18 protein-coding genes and 1 pseudogene are annotated in these 17,670 nt (G+C 68.9%); 14 read left to right on the top strand and 5 right to left on the bottom strand.

Features of this window, described 5'->3' with window-relative positions:
• Positions 1 to 182 precede the first annotated feature (182 nt).
• The 9 genes and pseudogenes from HNR07_RS10815 (at position 183) to HNR07_RS10775 (ending at position 10,857) form a co-directional block, all read left to right on the top strand.
• Positions 183 to 389 (top strand): helix-turn-helix domain-containing protein, encoded by a 207-nt coding sequence (locus tag HNR07_RS10815; RefSeq protein ID WP_026116603.1) that lies wholly within the window; start codon positions 183 to 185, stop codon positions 387 to 389.
• 70 nt (positions 390 to 459) lie between these two features.
• On the top strand, positions 460 to 1,302 hold the full coding sequence (locus tag HNR07_RS10810; RefSeq protein WP_184364725.1) for an enoyl-CoA hydratase/isomerase family protein: 843 nt from the start codon (positions 460 to 462) through the stop codon (positions 1,300 to 1,302).
• 401 nt (positions 1,303 to 1,703) lie between these two features.
• On the top strand, positions 1,704 to 3,275 hold the full coding sequence (locus tag HNR07_RS10805) for a DEAD/DEAH box helicase (protein WP_184364724.1): 1,572 nt from the start codon (positions 1,704 to 1,706) through the stop codon (positions 3,273 to 3,275).
• Positions 3,276 to 3,487: 212 nt separating this feature from the next.
• Complete coding sequence (locus HNR07_RS10800; RefSeq protein ID WP_184364722.1) at positions 3,488 to 5,095, top strand: alanine/glycine:cation symporter family protein; 1,608 nt, start codon at positions 3,488 to 3,490, stop codon at positions 5,093 to 5,095.
• 239 nt (positions 5,096 to 5,334) lie between these two features.
• Positions 5,335 to 6,417 (top strand): permease, encoded by a 1,083-nt coding sequence (locus HNR07_RS10795; protein ID WP_184364721.1) that lies wholly within the window; start codon positions 5,335 to 5,337, stop codon positions 6,415 to 6,417.
• Positions 6,414 to 7,292, top strand: coding sequence for a TIGR03943 family putative permease subunit (locus HNR07_RS10790; RefSeq protein ID WP_184364719.1), 879 nt, complete (start codon positions 6,414 to 6,416; stop codon positions 7,290 to 7,292). The genes HNR07_RS10795 and HNR07_RS10790 overlap by 4 nt, the downstream gene beginning before the upstream one ends.
• Before the next feature lie 230 nt (positions 7,293 to 7,522).
• Positions 7,523 to 8,953, top strand: coding sequence for an ATP-binding protein (locus HNR07_RS10785; protein ID WP_184364718.1), 1,431 nt, complete (start codon positions 7,523 to 7,525; stop codon positions 8,951 to 8,953).
• Positions 8,950 to 9,966: pseudogene (locus tag HNR07_RS10780) on the top strand (AI-2E family transporter); the annotation flags it as partial. The gene HNR07_RS10785 and the pseudogene HNR07_RS10780, both read left to right, overlap by 4 nt.
• 252 nt (positions 9,967 to 10,218) lie before the next feature.
• Entirely contained in the window at positions 10,219 to 10,857 is a 639-nt protein-coding gene (locus tag HNR07_RS10775) for a TVP38/TMEM64 family protein (RefSeq protein ID WP_184371871.1), read from the top strand.
• Positions 10,858 to 10,913: 56 nt separating this feature from the next.
• Here HNR07_RS10775 and HNR07_RS10770 read toward each other — a convergent pair whose 3' ends face one another.
• The 3 genes from HNR07_RS10770 to HNR07_RS10760 all read right to left on the bottom strand — a co-directional run bounded on the left by HNR07_RS10770 (position 10,914) and on the right by HNR07_RS10760 (position 12,992).
• Complete coding sequence (locus HNR07_RS10770) at positions 10,914 to 12,245, bottom strand: ABC transporter substrate-binding protein (RefSeq protein WP_184364716.1); 1,332 nt, start codon at positions 12,243 to 12,245, stop codon at positions 10,914 to 10,916.
• Between the two features lie 298 nt (positions 12,246 to 12,543).
• Positions 12,544 to 12,759: a helix-turn-helix domain-containing protein gene (locus HNR07_RS10765; RefSeq protein ID WP_246420243.1), complete on the bottom strand. Its 216-nt coding sequence runs from the start codon at positions 12,757 to 12,759 to the stop codon at positions 12,544 to 12,546.
• On the bottom strand, positions 12,759 to 12,992 hold the full coding sequence (locus HNR07_RS10760) for a hypothetical protein (protein ID WP_184364714.1): 234 nt from the start codon (positions 12,990 to 12,992) through the stop codon (positions 12,759 to 12,761). The genes HNR07_RS10765 and HNR07_RS10760 overlap by 1 nt, the downstream gene beginning before the upstream one ends.
• A 153-nt stretch (positions 12,993 to 13,145) precedes the next feature.
• Between HNR07_RS10760 and HNR07_RS10755 the strand changes: the two genes are divergently transcribed.
• From HNR07_RS10755 to HNR07_RS10745, 3 genes are read left to right on the top strand one after another with little or no spacing between them, the layout of a single operon-like run.
• Positions 13,146 to 13,916, top strand: a complete 771-nt coding sequence (locus HNR07_RS10755) for a helix-turn-helix domain-containing protein (protein WP_184364711.1) — start codon at positions 13,146 to 13,148, stop codon at positions 13,914 to 13,916.
• Entirely contained in the window at positions 13,916 to 14,086 is a 171-nt protein-coding gene (locus HNR07_RS10750; protein WP_184364710.1) for a DUF397 domain-containing protein, read from the top strand. The genes HNR07_RS10755 and HNR07_RS10750 overlap by 1 nt, the downstream gene beginning before the upstream one ends.
• Positions 14,083 to 14,262, top strand: a complete 180-nt coding sequence (locus tag HNR07_RS10745; RefSeq protein WP_184364708.1) for a DUF397 domain-containing protein — start codon at positions 14,083 to 14,085, stop codon at positions 14,260 to 14,262. Before HNR07_RS10750 ends, HNR07_RS10745 begins: the two co-directional genes overlap by 4 nt.
• A gap of 32 nt (positions 14,263 to 14,294) precedes the next feature.
• On the opposite strand, the gene HNR07_RS10740 is transcribed toward HNR07_RS10745, so the two are convergent.
• Positions 14,295 to 15,215 carry a LysR family transcriptional regulator gene (locus HNR07_RS10740; RefSeq protein WP_184364706.1) on the bottom strand — a complete coding sequence of 307 codons (921 nt, stop codon included), beginning with the start codon at positions 15,213 to 15,215 and terminating at the stop codon, positions 14,295 to 14,297.
• A gap of 268 nt (positions 15,216 to 15,483) precedes the next feature.
• Between HNR07_RS10740 and HNR07_RS10735 the strand changes: the two genes are divergently transcribed.
• Complete coding sequence (locus HNR07_RS10735) at positions 15,484 to 16,638, top strand: acyl-CoA dehydrogenase family protein (protein ID WP_184364704.1); 1,155 nt, start codon at positions 15,484 to 15,486, stop codon at positions 16,636 to 16,638.
• Here HNR07_RS10735 and HNR07_RS10730 read toward each other — a convergent pair.
• A complete protein-coding gene (locus HNR07_RS10730) occupies positions 16,635 to 17,429 on the bottom strand; it encodes a 4'-phosphopantetheinyl transferase family protein (RefSeq protein ID WP_184364702.1) in 795 nt (264 codons plus the stop codon). The two genes, HNR07_RS10735 and HNR07_RS10730, sit on opposite strands and share 4 nt — an antisense overlap.
• Before the next feature lie 102 nt (positions 17,430 to 17,531).
• Here HNR07_RS10730 and HNR07_RS35550 point away from each other — a divergent pair, with 102 nt between their 5' ends.
• A complete protein-coding gene (locus HNR07_RS35550) occupies positions 17,532 to 17,666 on the top strand; it encodes a hypothetical protein (protein ID WP_281386451.1) in 135 nt (44 codons plus the stop codon).
• The last annotated feature ends 4 nt before the right edge of the window (positions 17,667 to 17,670 follow it).

Here is a 17,670-nt window from a genome sequence, read left to right as displayed (position 1 = left end):
GTGGACGCCCAGAGCACTGGGAGGTTCACCCCTCTTCTTTTCGGACGTGGTTAGTGGTTTTCCGAAACCCGCTGCTTTCGGCGTGGCGCACGATGAATGTGGCGTCCTGTGAGCGGGATGTCCGATCATGGCTGTGGTTCCGGGCCGGTGGAAACCCCACCGCCGTCGAAGGGGAGAGAACTGTGACTGACGCGTTGAGAAAGGGCACCCGAGTGTCGGGGGCGGACCGTTCCGAGCTGGCCTCCCAGCTCAGGCGCCGTTATGACGAGGGCGAGAGCATCCGCAGCCTGGCGGCGGCGACCGGTCGCTCCTACGGGTTCGTGCACCGGCTGCTCAGTGAGGCCGGGGTGGAGCTGCGCGGACGCGGCGGCGCGACACGCAAAGCCTGATCCCGCTGCGCAACCAGGGTTACTGGCGAGTAGGGTCGGCTTGTTGTCAACCGACGTGACGGAGGAACCCATGGCACAGGACGCGCGGGAGCCCGGGAAGCAGGAGCTGCCCACCGAGGAGGAGCTCACCCGGGCCGGGCTCAGGCTCGCGGTGGAGGGGGCGGTCGCCCGCATCACGATCAGCCGTCCCGAGCGCCGTAACGCGATGACCGGACGCACCTGGACGACTCTGGCCCACATCGGCCAGGCGCTCCCGGGTGATGTCCGAATCGTCGTCATCGCCGGAGAGGGCGACATCTTCTCCGCCGGGATCGACCTCAACATGTTCACTCCCGAGGGGGTGGACGGTGAGCGCTCCATCGTCGCCGGGCTGGCCGACGGCTCGGCCGACGAGGCCGACCTGGACGCCTACATCTCCGAGCTCCAGCAGGGCTTCCTCTGGCTGCGCCGCCCCGACCTCGTGACGATCGCCGCGGTGCGCGGCCATGCCATCGGCGCCGGATTCCAGCTCGCCCTCGCCTGTGACCTGCGCATCCTTGCCGACGACGCCAGGTTCTGCATGAAGGAGCCCGCCCTGGGCCTGGTGCCGGACCTCACCGGCACCAAGCCCCTGGTGGACATCGTCGGCGTCCACCGCGCCACCGAGATCTGTCTGACCGCCCGCAAGGTCGGTGCGGAGGAGTCCCGCGAACTCGGCCTGGCCACCCTGGTCGTCGGTGTCGACGAGCTCGAGGGCGCCGTGGACGACGCCGTCGCCGGGCTGATGGCGACCAACCCCGACGCGGCCGTCGCCACCAAGGCCCTGCTGCAGCAGGCGGCGGGCAACACGCTCGAGGAGCAGTGCGCCGCCGAGCGCAAGGCTCAGGTGGGCCGTCTCACGGCCCTGGCCAAGGCCATGGCGCCCGGCGCCTGACTCAGCGGCCCATCCGCTCGTGAAGGTGGTCTGACCTCGGCCGGGGCCTGCCCCGGGCCTCGGGGGCGGGGTTGGAGGAGACCGGTATCACCGGTGAAAAACCCCCATCCCGTCCCCGATCCAGCATGATCTCTAGTAAGCTGCTCCAAGCGGTCGATGAATGCCGCGCGCATCCGAGCGCGCCGGGCCGCCAAGACGCGGAGAGCGTGTCGACCCGCTCGACATCACTCTTGACCCGAAGAGCACACGAGCCCCACTTTGGTAGGGGCCGCTTCCGCGTGTGATCAGGCGCGTTTGTGTGATTTCTTCGCTGGGTCCGGCTGTGACCGTGTGGAGCCTTCCTCGAAACGCTGCCAAACGATGAGGAAGGTACACGTCACTTGACGACGGACACTGCCGTAATGCCTGCTTTCGACTCTTTGGGTCTTCCCCAGGACATCGTCGACGAGCTGGCTAAGAACGGTGTGACCAACCCGTTCCCGATCCAGGCCGCGACCATCCCCGACGCCATCGAGGGCCGTGACGTCCTCGGCTGCGGGCGCACCGGTTCGGGCAAGACCCTGGCCTTTGGCCTGCCGGTCCTGATGCGCTGCGCCGAGCGCCGCGCCGCCGCCAACCGCCCCCGGGCCCTGATCCTGGTCCCCACCCGCGAGCTCGCGCACCAGGTGCGCGACGCCCTGCGCATCTACGCCCGCGTCCTGGGCGTCAAGGTCGGCGACGTGGTGGGCGGCAGCTCCTACACCCGACAGATCAACGAACTGCGCCGCGGCGTCGACCTGCTGGTCGCCACCCCGGGCCGCCTCACCGACCTCATCGACCAGGGCGCCTGTGACCTGGGCGACGTCGAGATCTCGGTGCTGGACGAGGCCGACCAGATGTGCGACATGGGCTTCATGCCGCAGGTCAGCGAGCTCCTCGACATGGTGCGCCCCGACGGCCAGACCCTGCTGTTCTCGGCCACGCTCGACGGTGACGTCGACAAGCTCGTGCGCCGGTACATGAACGACCCGCAGACCCACTCCGTGGACCCGCCGGTCTCCCAGGTCACCACCATGGAGCACCACCTGCTCAAGGTGCTGCCCCGCGACAAGAACAAGATCGTCGCCCAGATCGCCGCGCGCGAGGGCCGCACCATCATGTTCGTGCGCAGCAAGTACCGCGCCGACACCATCAGCGAGCAGCTGGCGGAGGCGGGCGTGCCCAGCGCCTCCCTGCACGGCGGCAAGACCCAGAGCGTGCGCACCCGCACCCTGGCCAAGTTCCGTGAGGGCAAGATCCAGACCCTGGTCGCCACCGACGTCGCCGCCCGCGGCATCCACGTCGACGGCATCGACATGGTGGTCAACATCGACCTGCCCACCGGCCACAAGGACTACCTGCACCGCGGCGGCCGTACCGCCCGCGCCGGCTCCTCGGGCTCCGTGGTCTCCCTGGTCGCGCCCAACCAGCGCCGCATGGCCCGCCGTCTCATCAGCGACGCGGGCGTCGACGCCAAGCAGCACCTGGTCAACCCCGGTGACGAACTCCTCTCCGAGGTGACCGGCGCCCAGGAGCCCAGCTGGGAGCCGTGGATCGAGCCGCCGGAGCCCGTCCGCGAGCGTCGCGGCCGCGGCGGCCCCCGTCGCGGTGGTTACCGTGGCGGCGGTGGTGGCGGCTACCGCGGTGGCGGTGGCGGTGGCGGCGGTTACCGCGGCGGTGGCGGCGGCGGTGGCTACCGCGGCGGCGAGCGCGGTGAAGGCGGTTACCGCGGTGGTGACCGTCGCGAGGGTGGCGGCGGCTACCGTGACGACCGTCCCCGTGGCGAGGGCGGCGGCTACCGCGGCGGCGAGAGCCGTGGCGAGGGCGGCGGCTACCGCGGCGGCGACCGTCGCGGTGGCGGCGGTTACCGTGGCGGGGACTCCCGCGGCGGCTACCGCGGCGGACCCCGTCGCAATGACCGCAACGACCGCTACGACTCCGCTCCGCAGCGCTAGCCAACGCGCGGTGGCCTAGCCACCAGCGGTGACGCAGTACCAGAAACACCCCGAGGCGGGTCCGGCCACAGGCCGGGCCCGCCTCGTCATCGTTTACGGTCCTTTACTGCCCCTTCGCGTGTTCCAGGTGACCAAAATCCCTTCTGGCGTGGACAGTTGTCCGCAAACCCCGATCCCGCACGCGGGACCACACGCCGCCTGAAGGGGAACGCGTGACCGTCCTCAACGACATCCTGGTCGCCCTCAACGACTTCTTCTGGACCTTCTTCCTCATCCCGCTCCTGGTCATCCTGGCCATCTACTTCACCGTGCGGTCGGGGTTCGTCCAGATCCGTCTGCTCCCGGAGATGTTCCGCGTCCTGCGCAGCAGCCCGGGCCTGGCGCCCGACGGCAAGAAGGAGATCTCCTCCTTCCAGGCCTTCGCGCTCTCGGCGGCCTCCCGGGTGGGCACGGGCAACATCGTCGGCGTGACCCTGGCGATCATGCTCGGCGGGCCCGGCGCGGTGTTCTGGATGTGGCTGATGGCCGCGGTCCTGGGCGCGGCGTCGTTCGTGGAGTCCACCCTCGCCCAGCTGTACAAGGTGCGCACCAGCAGCGGTTTCCGCGGCGGCCCCGCCTACTACATGCTCTACGGCCTCGAACGCCGCTGGATGGGCGTGCTCTTCGCCATCATCATCACGGTGACCTTCAGCCTCATCTTCAACTCCGTGCAGGCCAACAGCATCGCCGGGGCGATCGGCACCACGGTCACCGAGTTCGGCGGTCCCAGCGGCTTCTGGATCAACGCGGCGATCGGCCTGGCCCTGGTGCTGCTCACCGCGGCGGTCATCTTCGGCGGGGTGCGGCGCATCGCGACGGTCGCCCAGGGCCTGGTCCCCCTGATGGCCATCCTCTACATCCTGCTCGGCGTCGCCGTGGTCGTCCTCAACATCGAGGCGGTCCCGGGGGTCTTCGGGAGCATCTTCGCGCACGCCTTCGGCTTCCGAGAGGTCGCCGCCGGCGGTGTGGGCACGGCGATCCTGTGGGGACTGCGGCGCGGCATGTTCTCCAACGAGGCCGGTCTGGGCTCGGCGCCCAACGCCGGCGCCACCGCCTCGGTCTCCCACCCGGCCAAGCAGGGCCTCGTGCAGACCCTGGGCGTGTACTTCGACACCTGGCTGATCTGCTCGGTGACCGCGTTCATCGTGCTCCTGTACGGCACGGAGTTCGACCCGGACGTGGCGGCGATCGAGGTCGCCCAGCTGGCCCTGCAGAGCTCTCTGGGCACCTGGTCGATCCACGCCCTGACGGTCATCCTGTTCCTGCTGGCCTGGACCTCGGTGCTGGGCAACTACTACTACGGCGAGTCCAACCTCCAGTTCCTGGACGCCACCCACCAGCACATGACCTACTTCCGCTACGCGGTCCTGGCCTCCGTCTTCCTGGGCTGCGTCGCCCCGCTGGCCGTGGTGTGGAGCTTCGCCGACATCTCCATGGGCGTCATGGCCACCGTCAACCTGCTGGCCATCGCCCCGCTGTCCACCATCGCCTTCCGCCTGCTGGCCGACTACAGCCGCCAGCTGCGCAACGGCCTGGACCCGCAGTTCACCCTGTCCAAGATGCCCGACCTGAAGAACGTGCACTGCTGGGGCGAGGCCGGCGGCCCGCTGCCCGACGCGGTGGACCGGGGCGAGGGCCTGGCCGAGGGCGACCCGGAGCCGCAGTTCACCCCGGAGGTGGACGGCGCCGAGGGCAGGCACGGCCCGGACTGGGACCACACCGCCGCCGGTGCTTCCGGCGAGCACGGGGACGAGGACAAGGGCTCGAATCGGGACGACTAGGGTCGGTACTCCGCGTCGAAAACGCGGTTCGGTCGGGACGCCGTTCCCGGTTTCATGTCCGCTGACGGTAGGGGCGGGCTACGGTCGGCGGGCGTTGGTGTCTTGGGTCACACTTTGCCGCCGTTTCCTGTGTGCGCCAACCCCCGGTTGTCCACAGGTCGTCTCCTCATGACCCAAACGAAAATCATTTTCGGTTACTATGCGAAAAGTCCCCAACCGAACCCCGACGGAGTGCCCCTGTGTCCGAACGGACCGCATCGGAGCGCGGATCCGCGCCCGATCCCGACGCCTCGCTCGGTGACTCGATCGCCGGCGGCTGGGACAACCGAGCAGATGAACTACCGCCCGCCGAATGGGGGCGTGAGAAGAGCACGCGCAGAACCGGAACGGTCTGGCTGTTCGCCCTGCTGATCACGGCGATGGCGGTGGCCCACTCCTGGCTCACCGACGAGCTGACCAGCCAGGCCTTCCTGGCCTGGGCCACGATCTTCACCGCGATCAGCTTCCAGGCGCTGCCCTTCCTGGTCTTCGGGGTCGCCCTGTCCGCGGGGCTGGTCGCGTTCGTGCCGTCCTCGGTCTACCAGAAGTTCATCCCGAAGAAGCCGGGCCGCGCGGTCCCCGTCGCGGGCGCTTCGGGGGCCCTCCTGCCGGGCTGTGAGTGCGCCTCGGTGCCCATCGCGGGCAGCCTGATCAAGCGCGGCGTCGCCCCGGCGGCGGCGCTCACCTTCCTCCTCGCGGCGCCCTCCATCAACCCGATCGTCATGATCGCCACCGCCGTGGCCTTCGCCGGGCAGCCGGAGATGGTCCTGGCGCGGTTCGTGGCCTCGCTGCTCGCCTCGGTGGTGATCGGCTGGATCTGGGTGCGCTTCGGCAAGGCCGACTGGCTGCGCCTGCCCTCGCGCACGCACGCCCCGGGCGCCTCCAAGTGGCAGGTCTTCCGCGAGTCCATGCTGCACGACATGATGCACGCGGGCGGCTACCTGGTGGTCGGCGCCCTGGCCGCCGCGACCCTCAACGTCATGGTGCCCCGCGAGTGGCTGCTGGCCGTGGCCGAGGCCCCGATCATCTCGGTGCTGGTCCTGGCCCTGCTGGCCATCCTGCTCTCGATCTGCTCGGAGGCCGACGCCTTCGTCGCGGTCAGCCTCACCGACTTCTCGCCCACCGCCAAGCTCGCCTTCATGGTCATCGGCCCGATCGTGGACCTCAAGCTCATCGCGATGCAGGCCGGGGTGTTCGGCTGGCGCTTCGTCGCCAGATTCGCCCCGATCTGTCTGGTGGTCGGCCTGCTGAGTACGTTCCTGATTGGAGCTCTGATCTTTTGAACCGCATCGCTCAGGGGCTCACGCTCGTTCTGCTCGGCGCCGCTGCGCTGACCGCGACGATCCCCACCGACCTGTACCTGAACTGGGTCAAGGGGGCCTTCGGGCCCTTCCTGATCGCCGCCGGTGTGGTCATGGTCGTGCTCGGCGCCCTGGTGATCACGGCCGAGGTGCGCGGCGAGGGCCAGGCGCTGGACGAGGAGCCCGCGGTCCCCGAGGACGCCGCCGAGGAGCACAGAACCGTGGCCGCCTCTGTCGAGGCCCACGAGCCGCACGAGGGCGGCTCGGACCGCTCCGAGCTGGACCGGGCCGCCGCGGAGTACGGCGGCGGTTCCGGGCACGACCACGGCCACGACCACTCGCGGGCCCCGCGCGTGGCCTGGCTGCTCCTGCTGCCGGTGGTCGCGGTGTTCGTGATCGCGCCGCCCGCGCTGGGGTCGTACACGGTGGAGAGCACCGGCGGCTCGTCCGGTCCGCCGCCCCGGGACGACCGCGCTTCCTCCAGATTCAGCGACAACCTCACCGACGCCGCCCCCGGCGACGTGGTCGAGCTGGACATCCAGCAGTTCGTCCTGCGGGCCTGGGTGGACGAGAACCGGGAGATGGCCGGCCGCGAGGTCGAGCTGACCGGCTTCGCCGTGCCCGTACAGGACGGGGAGGGCTGGTACCTGGCCCGGCTCCAGATGGCCTGCTGCGCCGCGGACGCGGTGGTCAACAAGATCCTGATCACCGACCACCCGGCGCCGGAGGCCGACACCTGGTGGCAGGTGCGCGGCACCTGGGTGGAGCCGGAGGGCGACCTGTACGAGGTCGCCCAGCACGAGATGGAGACCCTTTCGGTCACCGAGGTCACCAATCCGCCGGAACCGTACGAATAGGAACACCCCGGACGAGGGCCGCACGGAATAGCCCGTGCGGCCCTCGCCGCTTCCGGTCCCGCTGTTTCCGCAACGGCTGTTTCGGTGGCTGTTTCCGCGGCTGTTTCAGCCTTCCTCGGTGCGGAAGGGGTGAATCGTCCGGATCGGGATCTTGTCCCCGTTCCGGTACTTCGGTCGCCACACCGGAGGTAATTCGACAGTTTTTTATTGCCCTGAGTAACAATGGTGGGGTGGCAGAACGGCAGGAACGATCCCGGGGACCATGGCGCGCCCTGCGTCCGCGCACTATCCGTGCCCGGGTCACCGCCGGAGCCGTCGCCATGCTTGCGCTGGTCCTCTGTGTGGCCCTTACCGCCGCCGCCCTGCTGATCCGCGAACTCACCCTGAGCCAGCTGCGGGAGCGGGCCGCGGAGGGTGCGCGACACGTGGTGGATCACATCATGACGGAGCGTTACGACGGTCCGATCCCCGCCTACGAACCCATCACGCGCTTCCAGGTGATCGACTGGCAGACCGACGAGGTCCTGGCCGCCAGCGACACCCTCCGCGGTGTCCCGCCCCTGACCGAGCACGATCCGGAACCCGGCGATTTTCGGTTGGATGACATCACCTGCGGAATGGTCGCGGGAGACCAGAGCGGAGACTGCTTCCAGGTGGTGGGATACGCGGTCACCGGTTCCGCCTACGGGGACGACGTCCTGGTGCTCGCGGCCACCCGCACGCCGCTGATCCTGGCCGAGAACGTCCTGGAGATGGTACTGCTGGGGACCTCGGTGGCCCTGCTCTTCGGTACCGGGATCATCATCTGGTACGGGGTGGGGCGCGCACTACGCCCGGTGGAGCAGATCAGCGCCGAAATGGACCGGTTGTCCGTCAGCGATCTGCACCGGAGGCTGCCCGTGCCCAAGAGCGACGACGAGATCGCCCACCTGGCCCGCACCGCCAACTCCAGCCTGGCCCGACTGGAGGAGGCGGTCACCCGCCAGCGCCGCTTCGTCTCCGACGCCTCCCACGAGTTGCGCAACCCCATCGCGGGCATGCGCACCAAACTGGAGGTCGAACTCTCCGACCCCGAACCCGACCAGCGCGCGCGGGAACGGCTCCTGACCGGGCTGCTGTCCGACACCGAACGGCTGGAGAACATCGTCTCCGACCTCCTGGAGCTGGCCCGCCTGGACACCGACGTCGCGATGAAGCGCGAGAAGGTCGACCTGTCCGACCTGGCCGAGGGGGAGTTCTCCGGCAGACGCGGGTCGGCCGAGGTGCTCGTGCACACCTCCGGTCCGGTGTACGCCTACGTCAACCGGCTCCGTGTGGTCCGGGTGCTGACCAACCTCGTGGCCAACGCCGAACGCCACGCCAACGGCCGCATCGACATCATCGTCCAGCACCACCAGGGCGCCGCCGTGGTGGAGGTCCACGACGACGGCTCGGGCATCCCCGTCAAGGACCGCGAGCGGGTCTTCGAGCGCTTCTCCCGGCTCCCGGAGTCCAGGGAACGCGACCCGGGCGGCAGCGGGCTGGGGCTGCCCATCTCCCGGGAGATCGTGCAGGCCTACGGGGGCACTCTGGTCGCCGGGCACAGCGACCTGCTCGGCGGCGCGCTGTTCGTCCTGCGCCTGCCCGACCCGTCGAACCCGCCCTCCGAGCAGGACCGGTGACGGTCGGGAAGGAGGCGGCCGACACCGGGAACACCGGGAACACCGGGAACACTGGAGAGCCCAAGGCCGTCGCGCCCCCGCAGGGCCCGGCAGCCGGACCCGAGAAGGAGCAGACCGGGCCCATCCCGGCCCCCGGAGGCGCCGGCGCCGGTGAGAACCCGCTGCGCTGGCTGAGCGGCGGCGGACCGAACCGCCCCAACTACTTCCTGGTGGGCTTCGTCGGCGCGCTCGGCGTCCTGGTCGCCTGGCTGCTGGTGAACGCCCTGATCAGCGTGCGGGCGGTGCTCGTCTACATCCTGGTGGCGCTCTTCCTCGCCATCGGCCTCAACCCGGTGATCGAGTCCCTGCGACGGCTGCGGCTGCCGCGCTGGGCGGCGATCGTGACCGTCTGCCTGGCGATGCTCGGCTTCCTGGCAGTGTTCGTGTGGGCGATCATCCCGCCGCTGACCGAGCAGGTCAGCTCCTTCGCCGCGAACCTGCCGACCGCCTTCGACCGCCTGCAGAACTCCGCGTTCTTCCGCGACCTGGACCAGCGTTACGACGTGCTGGACCGGGTCGAGGCCATGCTGACCGGGGACGACTTCGGCCAGCAGATCTTCGGCGGCCTGGTCGGGGTCGGACAGGTGGTGTTCAACTCCCTGTTCGCGACCTTCACGGTGCTGATCCTGACGCTGTTCTTCATGGCCTCGCTGCCCGGCATCATGAACGTCTCCTACCGCTTCGTGCCGCGCTCGCGCCGGGACGGGGTCCGGGAGATCGGCGACGAGATCGTCCAGCGGATCGGCGCCTTCATCGCCGGTCAGCTGGTGGTGGCGGCCTTCGGCGGGGTGGTGGCCTTCCTGTTCCTGTGGGCGATCGGGTCGGCCTACGCGCTCACCCTGGCCCTGGTGGTCGCGGTGACCGCGCTGATCCCGCTGGTCGGCACCACCATCGGCGCGGTGGTGGCCTCCCTGGCCGTGGCCATCGGCGACCCCTGGATGGGGCTGGTCACCCTGGCGTTCTTCCTCGTCTACCAGCAGATCGAGAGCTACGTGATCTCGCCCAGGGTGATGCGGCACGCGGTGGACGTGGTCCCCCACGGTCAACATCACCGCCGCTCTGGTCGGCGGCGCCCTGCTGGGGCTGGTGGGCGCGCTCCTGGCGATCTCCACTGCGGCCGCGCTCACCCTGGTGGTGAAGAAGGTGGTCTTTCCCCGGTTGGAGCGGCGCTGAACGACACCGAGCAGGGCCCTAGCCTGGGACGAATGGACAAGAAGTGGGGCTGGCTGTGGCGCGGGGCGCTGCTCGCGGGCTGGGTCGGCCTGCTGCTCTGGGCGATCCTGTACGGGCCCGACCTGGAGACGGTACGGGCCTGGACCGCCGACGCCGGGGTCCTGGGCGCGGTGGTCTACCTGGCCGCCTACACCCTGGCCGTGCAGGCGCTGGTGCCGCGTCCGGCGCTGAACATCGCGGGCGGGCTGCTGTTCGGCCTGGCCGCGGGGGTGGTCCTGGCCCTGGCCGGGGGCGTGCTGGCCGCGTTCGTGCAGTTCATGGTGGCCCGCTACGTGGCCGGTGACGCGCTCGCCCGCAGGCTCCCCGAACGCGTGCGGACCCAGTTGGAGGGGCTGGTCGGCGGCCGGGCCCTGCTCGCGGTGATCCAACTGCGACTGATTCCGGTGATCCCGTACCAGATGGTCAACTACGGTTTCGGGCTGACCGGACTGCCGGTCGGGCCGTTCGTGCTGGGCACCGCCATCGGGTCGCTGCCCGCCACCGCCGCGATGGTGCTGGTCGGCACCGGCGGGATCGACCTGGGCTTCCCGGTGGCTGTGGCCACCGGGGCGGCGGCCATGCTGCTCGGCCTGGCCTGGTGGCTGCGCTCGCGCAAGAAGCGCAAAAACGCGACGGGTGCGGGTCAGAACTGACCCGCACCCGTCTTCACCGGGGGCGTTCCGGGCACACCCGGTGTTTGTGCTGCGTGTTATTCGCTGCCGTTACCACTGCCGCCGAAGAGCGGGACCTCGTCCGGGGTGGGCCGGTCCAGCTCGAAGGGCTCGATCTCCCCGCCGTCGCTGTCGGTGATGCGGGGCTCCTGGAGGATCTCGGGCTTCTCTCCGGCGTTGTTCTGGACCACCATGACGCCCGCGTAGCCGCTGTGGTCGTCCTCGGTGGCCACGAAGGGCACCATGCCCGGTCCGGCCCATTCCTGGGCGTGCAGGGTCTCCCGGAGGGTTTCGCGGTTCAGGTCCGGGCCGACCTCCATGAGGAGCTGGGCGAGCAGGGTCGCCTGCACCATGCCGTACACCGTGGTGTCGGTGAAGGGAGCGCCGTCGTTGTACTCGTCGTGGATCTCACGGTAGAAGGCGGTCCAGGGGTCGTCGGTCTGGGCCGCCATCGGGAGGAACGCGGTGATGATGAGGCCGTCGGTGAAGGCCTCCGGCGGCACGTCCTCGGCGGGGGTGCCCTGGGCGTGCTCGGCGATGAGTTCGGAGACGATCTGCACGTCGCCGCCGAAACTGGGCGCGACCCACTGCGGCTCGTAGCCGATGGCCTGGGCGTTGAGGATGGCCAGGCCGAGGAAGGCGGGGATGCAGTAGCAGACCGCGACGTCGGCGCCGGATTCCTTCAGCGCGGCGATCTGGCCTTCCAGCTCGGGGACGCCGGGGTCGTAGGACTCCCAGGCCACGATGTCGTCGATCAGATACTGCTCGATCCCCGAGTGCGAGGCGGGGCCGACGTCGTCGTTCTGGTAGAGCAGGCCCACGTCCTTACCGGGGAAGTTCTCCGCGATGTAGGCGCCCTGGACCTTGGCCTCCTTGGAGTAGTCCACCTGGAAGCCGTAGCTGTAGGGGTACTCCTCGGGCTGGTCCCAGGCCAGGGCCCCGGAGGAGACGAACAGGTCGGGGATGCCCTCGGCGTTGAGGTCGTTGATGACCGCCTCGTGGGTGGGCGTGCCCAGCCCGCCCAGCATGGCGAATATTTCGTCGTCGTCGATCAGGCTGCGCGTGACATCCATGGTCTGCGCGGGGTCGAAGGCGTCGTCCTCGACCCGGTAGTCGATCTGCCGACCGTGGATGCCGCCGTTGTCGTTGATGTAGTCGAAGACGGCGCTCGCCCCGGTGGAGACGTGCACGAAACCGGGGGAGGCCGGTCCGGTGAGTGGCTGGTGGGTGCCGATGACGACGCTGTCATCGGTGACCCCCATGGTGACGTCGTCCGCGGCGGTGGCGTCGTCAGCCGAATCGGGGTCGCCGCACGAGGCGACGAGAAGGGCGACGGCGAGAGCCGCAGCCGCTGTTCCCAGTGATCGCATGTTGGTGTCCTGAACTCGGTTGTGCCTTCGCAGCGGGAGGCCTGTCTGGCCCGTGGGGGAAAGCGGCTTCGTAGCTCGGGAGCGGGTGCGGGGGGCGGGTCTTCCTACTCGCCAGTACGTTACCGGTTGGTAAATATCATACGAACGTGATTCACCACTGCAACCGTCGGTAACGCCAAAACCTCCTTTGGCCGGTCGACATCCCCTGTCCCATCGCCCATGCCGGGCTTTTGACGAGGGCAAACGAACAGGGCGCCACCCACATGGGTGACGCCCCGTCGGGGGGATGCTGTCCGGTTCAGGTCTCAGGGTTGCCTCGCTCCTCCATGAAGGCGAAGACGTCTCCGGCGTTGAAGTATCGCCAGCCGCGCAGGTTCTTCAGGGCGGGGAGCCTGCCGGAGCTCTCGAGCTTCTTGACGGTGGTGGTGCCGACTTTCAGTACGACGGCGACCTCCCCGGTCGTGAGGTACATGCTCGGGTCGGTGTCCATCAGGTATTCGCGACTCTCGATCATCAGCGGTCCTCCATGTAGATCCCCGCGTACTGCCTGATGATCTGGTCGACCGCGTCCCCGGGGCTGTGCCGATCCACGAACTTAGGTTCTCCCGCCGGAGAGGGCCAGCAGAACCACGCTTCGTTACAGGTGACGTCCACCCGCTGGCGGAGATAGGGGTCGTTGACGACGAGGGTGTTGCCCTCCCGGTAGGTCAGGAGCTGGCGTGCCTTGAAGGCCTGCTCCAGAGCCACGAGGGGTTGGGTCGAGGTTTTCGGCTGTGCCCGAAGGCGTCCGTTCGCATCCACGAACCCAGCGTCATGCCCGAGGCCCGTGTTTCACAGTTAGTGATCTATAACCCCAGCGGACCTAGTTCTAGGTAGAACAATCTGCGTAGCGTTTGAAACATGGTGGAACAAGAATTTGGACAATACCTGAAAAAAGAGCGCAAACGCGCAGGTTACACGCTTCGCGGACTCGCGAAGGCAGCGGGAACTTCTGCTTCCACTCTCTCCCGCTGGGAAAACGACCACAGCGTCCCGGTCCGCAGGGACGTGTTGAAGCTGGACGAGGCGCTCGGCCTGAAGGGTGCACTTTTCCGAAAATGGGAGTTTTATACCTCTCCGTCTGCTCTGCTCCCCTGGATGCTGGACGCAGGGAAACTGCAGGAAGCCGCGACTGCGATCACTTGCATCTCTCCTGCCCTGCTTCCCGGGTTGTTGCAGAGCCCGCTGTACGCGGAGGCGGTTTTCAAGGAGGGGCAGCCTCTGTGGTCCGCCACTGAGATCGCGCGCGTCGTCGCGCTCCGCGCGAACCGGTACGAATACCTCAGGGAGCGCAACAATCCCGAGATCACCGCAGTAATTCCCGCCGCTGCGCTGTCGATGCTCCCCGAAGTGATCCGTCGTGAGCAGGTGCAACGCCTGCAGTGGTTGATGGATGACGGAGTTCGGTTTCACCTGGTCCCGCCGCCCCGGATCATATTGGGGGTGACTTCCCCGCTGTTGCTCGTGCGGCTGGAAGATGGGACACGAGCGGCTTCCTCTGATCACCAGAGCGGTAACGTGGTCTTCGACGCGAGCAGTGGGTTGGAGCGGCTGTTTGAGATCGAGCGCCGTGTGTTGGCGGACGCTCTCCCCTTGGAACAGTCTCGGCAGTTGTTGAAGGAGATGATCTAGTGTCCAACGGTTGGCACAAGTCCAGTTACAGCGACTCGGGTTCTCAGTGTGTCGAGGTCCGGGAGCACGAGTCGGGCGCGGACGTGCGGGACACGGTCAACCGCGAAGCGGGCCACCTGTCGTTCCCCGCTGCCGAGTGGCGCGCGCTCGTGGAAGGGCTGGTCCGATGACGGGCAGCTGGCACAAGTCGAGCTACTCCCACGATGGGGGGCACTGCGTCGAAGCACGTGAAACCCCCAGCGGCGCGGATGTGCGCGATACCCAGAACCGGGGTGCGGCGACGCTGTCTTTCCCCTCTGCTGAATGGCATGCGCTGCTGATGGCTGAGGCTCGCGCGGCGCGCTGACCTCAGCCCTCATCCCCTCAAGCTGTGGGCCCTCACTCGGTTGGAGTGGGGGCCTCCTTCAACTCACCTCTGTTGAGCAGCTCGCGGGCCAGGCGAGCGATACGTGCGGATGCCTGGTGCACGGTGCTGTCGCGTCTCCACACCAGGAGATGCCTGAGCTGTATCGGGGCTCCATCCAGCTGTCGGACCACGACACCCTTACCCGCGTCGAAATCGGCCTGGCAGGGGGCGATCGCTCGGCGATCGGCGATCAGGTCCCGGATCTCCGACCTCTCGTAAAGCCGGTACGGCACCTGCGGACTGAATCCCGCCCTCTGACACGCCAAATAGAAACACTCGGGCCAGCCGGTCCCATCCGGGGGAGTCAGCGCCCACGGCGACTCAGCCAGGTCCTCCAGTTGGATGAACGGCTTCTCCGCCATCGGGTGCTCCTCCCAGAGGGCCACGTGCAGCGGATCCACGGCGAGCATCGCCCAGGCGAGCGGCCCATCCGAGGGAAGGTCACGATCCACGTAATCCATGGTCGTGCCCAGGTCCAGCCTTCCGGCCCGCACAAGGTCGGTCACCAGTTTGGGCGAGTACTCCGTGCGCACATGCACCGGAACGTTCGGGAAGATCTCCGGAAGACGCGCGGACAGCTCCACGGTGAGCGGCCCGACTCCGCCCACGCGCAGAGTACTGGGGGAGGCCCCGCGCGCCGTGATGTCGTTCAGCAGATCATCCATGGACAGCAGGACCCCGCGCGCCCGGACGAGGACGAACTCGCCGAGTTCGGTCGGCCGCACCCCCGAGCGCCCCCGATGAAACAGGGGTCCGCCCACCTCGCGTTCGATCCGCTGTAGCTGGGTCGTCAGGGCAGGCTGTGACGTGGACAGCGCCGCGGCCGCCTTGGTCACGCTGCCGGTATCGGCCAGCAGGCAGATCGTTCGAAGGTGGCGGAGTTCGAGGTCCATGCGTGGAATCTAAGGCGCGGACACCCCCCGTGTACAGACGCGCGGGCCAGAACGGACGCGTTGCACACCCTGTGCAGCGCGAACCCGCACGACGGGCTTCCGTGTTCAGGGGATCCGGGTTCCGGGCCACCTGGTTGGTGTCCGGCACGGCACATTGGGATAAGGTGCCGTGCGTCACCATATAGTTGGACGACCTACTAAATTCGCGGCGACCCCGCGATGCCAGTCGGTCCGAGGCGCACCTGGGCGCGCAACCGTGGGAGAGGTCATGGCGGTCGAACGCACACTGCACACACCCGAGGCCGAACAGCTCCTGGAGCTGACCGGGGAGATCGTGGACAAGGAGATCGCCCCGCGTGCGGCCGGGGACGAGGAGAACTCCGTCTTCCCCCGCGACGTGTTCGCCACCCTGGGCGAGGCCGGACTGCTCGGACTGCCCTATCCGGGCGAGTACGGCGGCGGCGAACAGCCCTACGAGGTCTACCTCCAGGTCGTGGAGGAGCTCGCCCGCGGCTGGCTCGCGGTAGGCCTGGGCGTCAGCGTCCACACCCTCTCCTGCTACCCGCTGGCCGCCTTCGGCACCGCCGAGCAGAAGGCCGCCCACCTGCCCGCCATGGTCGGCGGTGAACTCCTGGGCGCCTACTGCCTGTCCGAGACCGCCTCGGGATCCGACGCCGCCGCCCTGGCCACCCGCGCCGAGCGCACCGATTCCGGTTACCGGGTCAACGGTGCCAAGGCGTGGATCACCCATGGGGGACAGGCCGACTACTACGCGCTCTTCGCCCGGACCGGCGCTCCGGACTCGGGCGCCCGCGGTATCAGCTGCTTCCACGTTCCGGCGGACACACCGGGTCTGGGTTCGGCCGCGCCCGAACACAAGATGGGCATGCGCTCCTCACCCACCGCCGGGGTGCTCTTCGACGACGTCGAGCTCGATGCGGACGCCCTGGTGGGGGAGGAGGGCCGGGGCTTCGGGATCGCCCTGTCCGCACTGGACTCCGGTCGCCTGGGCATCGCCGCCTGCGCCGTGGGCCTGGCCCAGGCCGCCCTGGACGCCGCCCTCGCCTACTCCCGCCAACGCCGCCAGTTCGGCAGCGCCATCGGTGACTTCCAGGGGCTGGGCTTCATGCTCGCCGACATGGCCACCCAGATCGCGGCCTCCCGCGAGCTCTACCTGTCCGCCGCCCGCCTGCGCGACGCCGGGCGCCCGTTCAGCAAGCAGGCCGCCATGGCCAAGCTCCTGGCCTCCGACACCGCTATGAAGGTCGCCACCGACGCCGTCCAGGTCTTCGGCGGCTACGGCTACACCCGGGACTTCCCCGTCGAGCGCTACATGCGCGAGGCCAAGGTCCTGCAGATCGTGGAGGGCACCAACCAGGTGCAGCGCCTGGTCATCAGCCGCCACCTGGCCAAGGAGGGCTAACCGCGCAGGAGGTCTGCGGTGCGCTCAGGGGAGTGCACCGCCAGCTCCACCGGGCGGTCGGTCAGCACCGCCAGCGCCGAACGGTACTCCTGGCCCCGGTCCAGGTCCGACAGCCACGCGGCACCGGGTCCGCCGCCGCCCTCCCAGGACAGCAGCCGCGCCTCGGTGTGCGGGGGACTGACCGAGACCCTGCGCAGCCCCCCGGACAGGCCCAGGCCGGTCGCCTTGAGCAGGGCCTCCTTGCGCGCCCAGTAGCCGAAGAACGCTCCGGCTCGGCCCGGCTCGGGCAGGGCGCGCCACTGCTCGTGCTCGGCGTCGGCCAGCGTGTACCCGGCCAGACCGTCCAGGTCACGGGCGTCGGAGATCCGCTCCACGTCCACACCGACCGGCACCTCGCGGGCCAGCGCCAGGGCCACCCACTCACCTGAGTGGCTCACCGAGATCTCCCACCCCCGGGCGGCCCCGGTGGGTACCGGCTTGCCGTGGGGTGCCCGCTCACCCGTCCCCGAACCCTGTTCCGGGTGCCCGTCCGCGCCGGTCCGCGACTTCTCCTCGCACGAACGGCAGCGAAGGTCGAAGGTGACCTTCTCTGGAGCGCAGCCGGTGAGTTCGGCCAGTGCCAGGCGGGCCAGCGAACGCCCCAGGAGGTGGCGGTCGCGGTCGGCTTGGAGCCGGAACCGGGACTGGCGGGCGAGTTCCTCGCTGTCCAACAGGCGCAGCAGACGTTCGCTCGCGGCGGAGGTATGGGCCCACCACACCGTGGACTCGAGGGGCGCGGGGCTGAGGGTCATGCCCCCATTGTGGCTGATCTTTGCGGGGGATCGGTGGTGTGAGCCGCGGTGAAACGGGGCATTCGGTAAGTGGCAGGTCAGCCCGCCCCCTTGGAGGCTCAGATGTCTGTCGTCATGTTGTTCGGCGCCGGAGCGCTCATCGGCCTCGTGGCCCTTACCGCGGTCATCCTGGTGACCCTCCTGACGGAGAAGCCGCAGACCGACGCATCGTCCACCGAGGACCGGTCCGTACTCTAGGACG

The sequence above is a fragment of the Nocardiopsis metallicus genome, from assembly GCF_014201115.1.
GTDB classification, from domain to species: Bacteria; Actinomycetota; Actinomycetes; order Streptosporangiales; family Streptosporangiaceae; genus Nocardiopsis; species Nocardiopsis metallicus.
The sequence above is the reverse complement of the archived record's forward strand: the minus strand, read 5'-3'. Positions and strand labels throughout refer to the sequence as shown.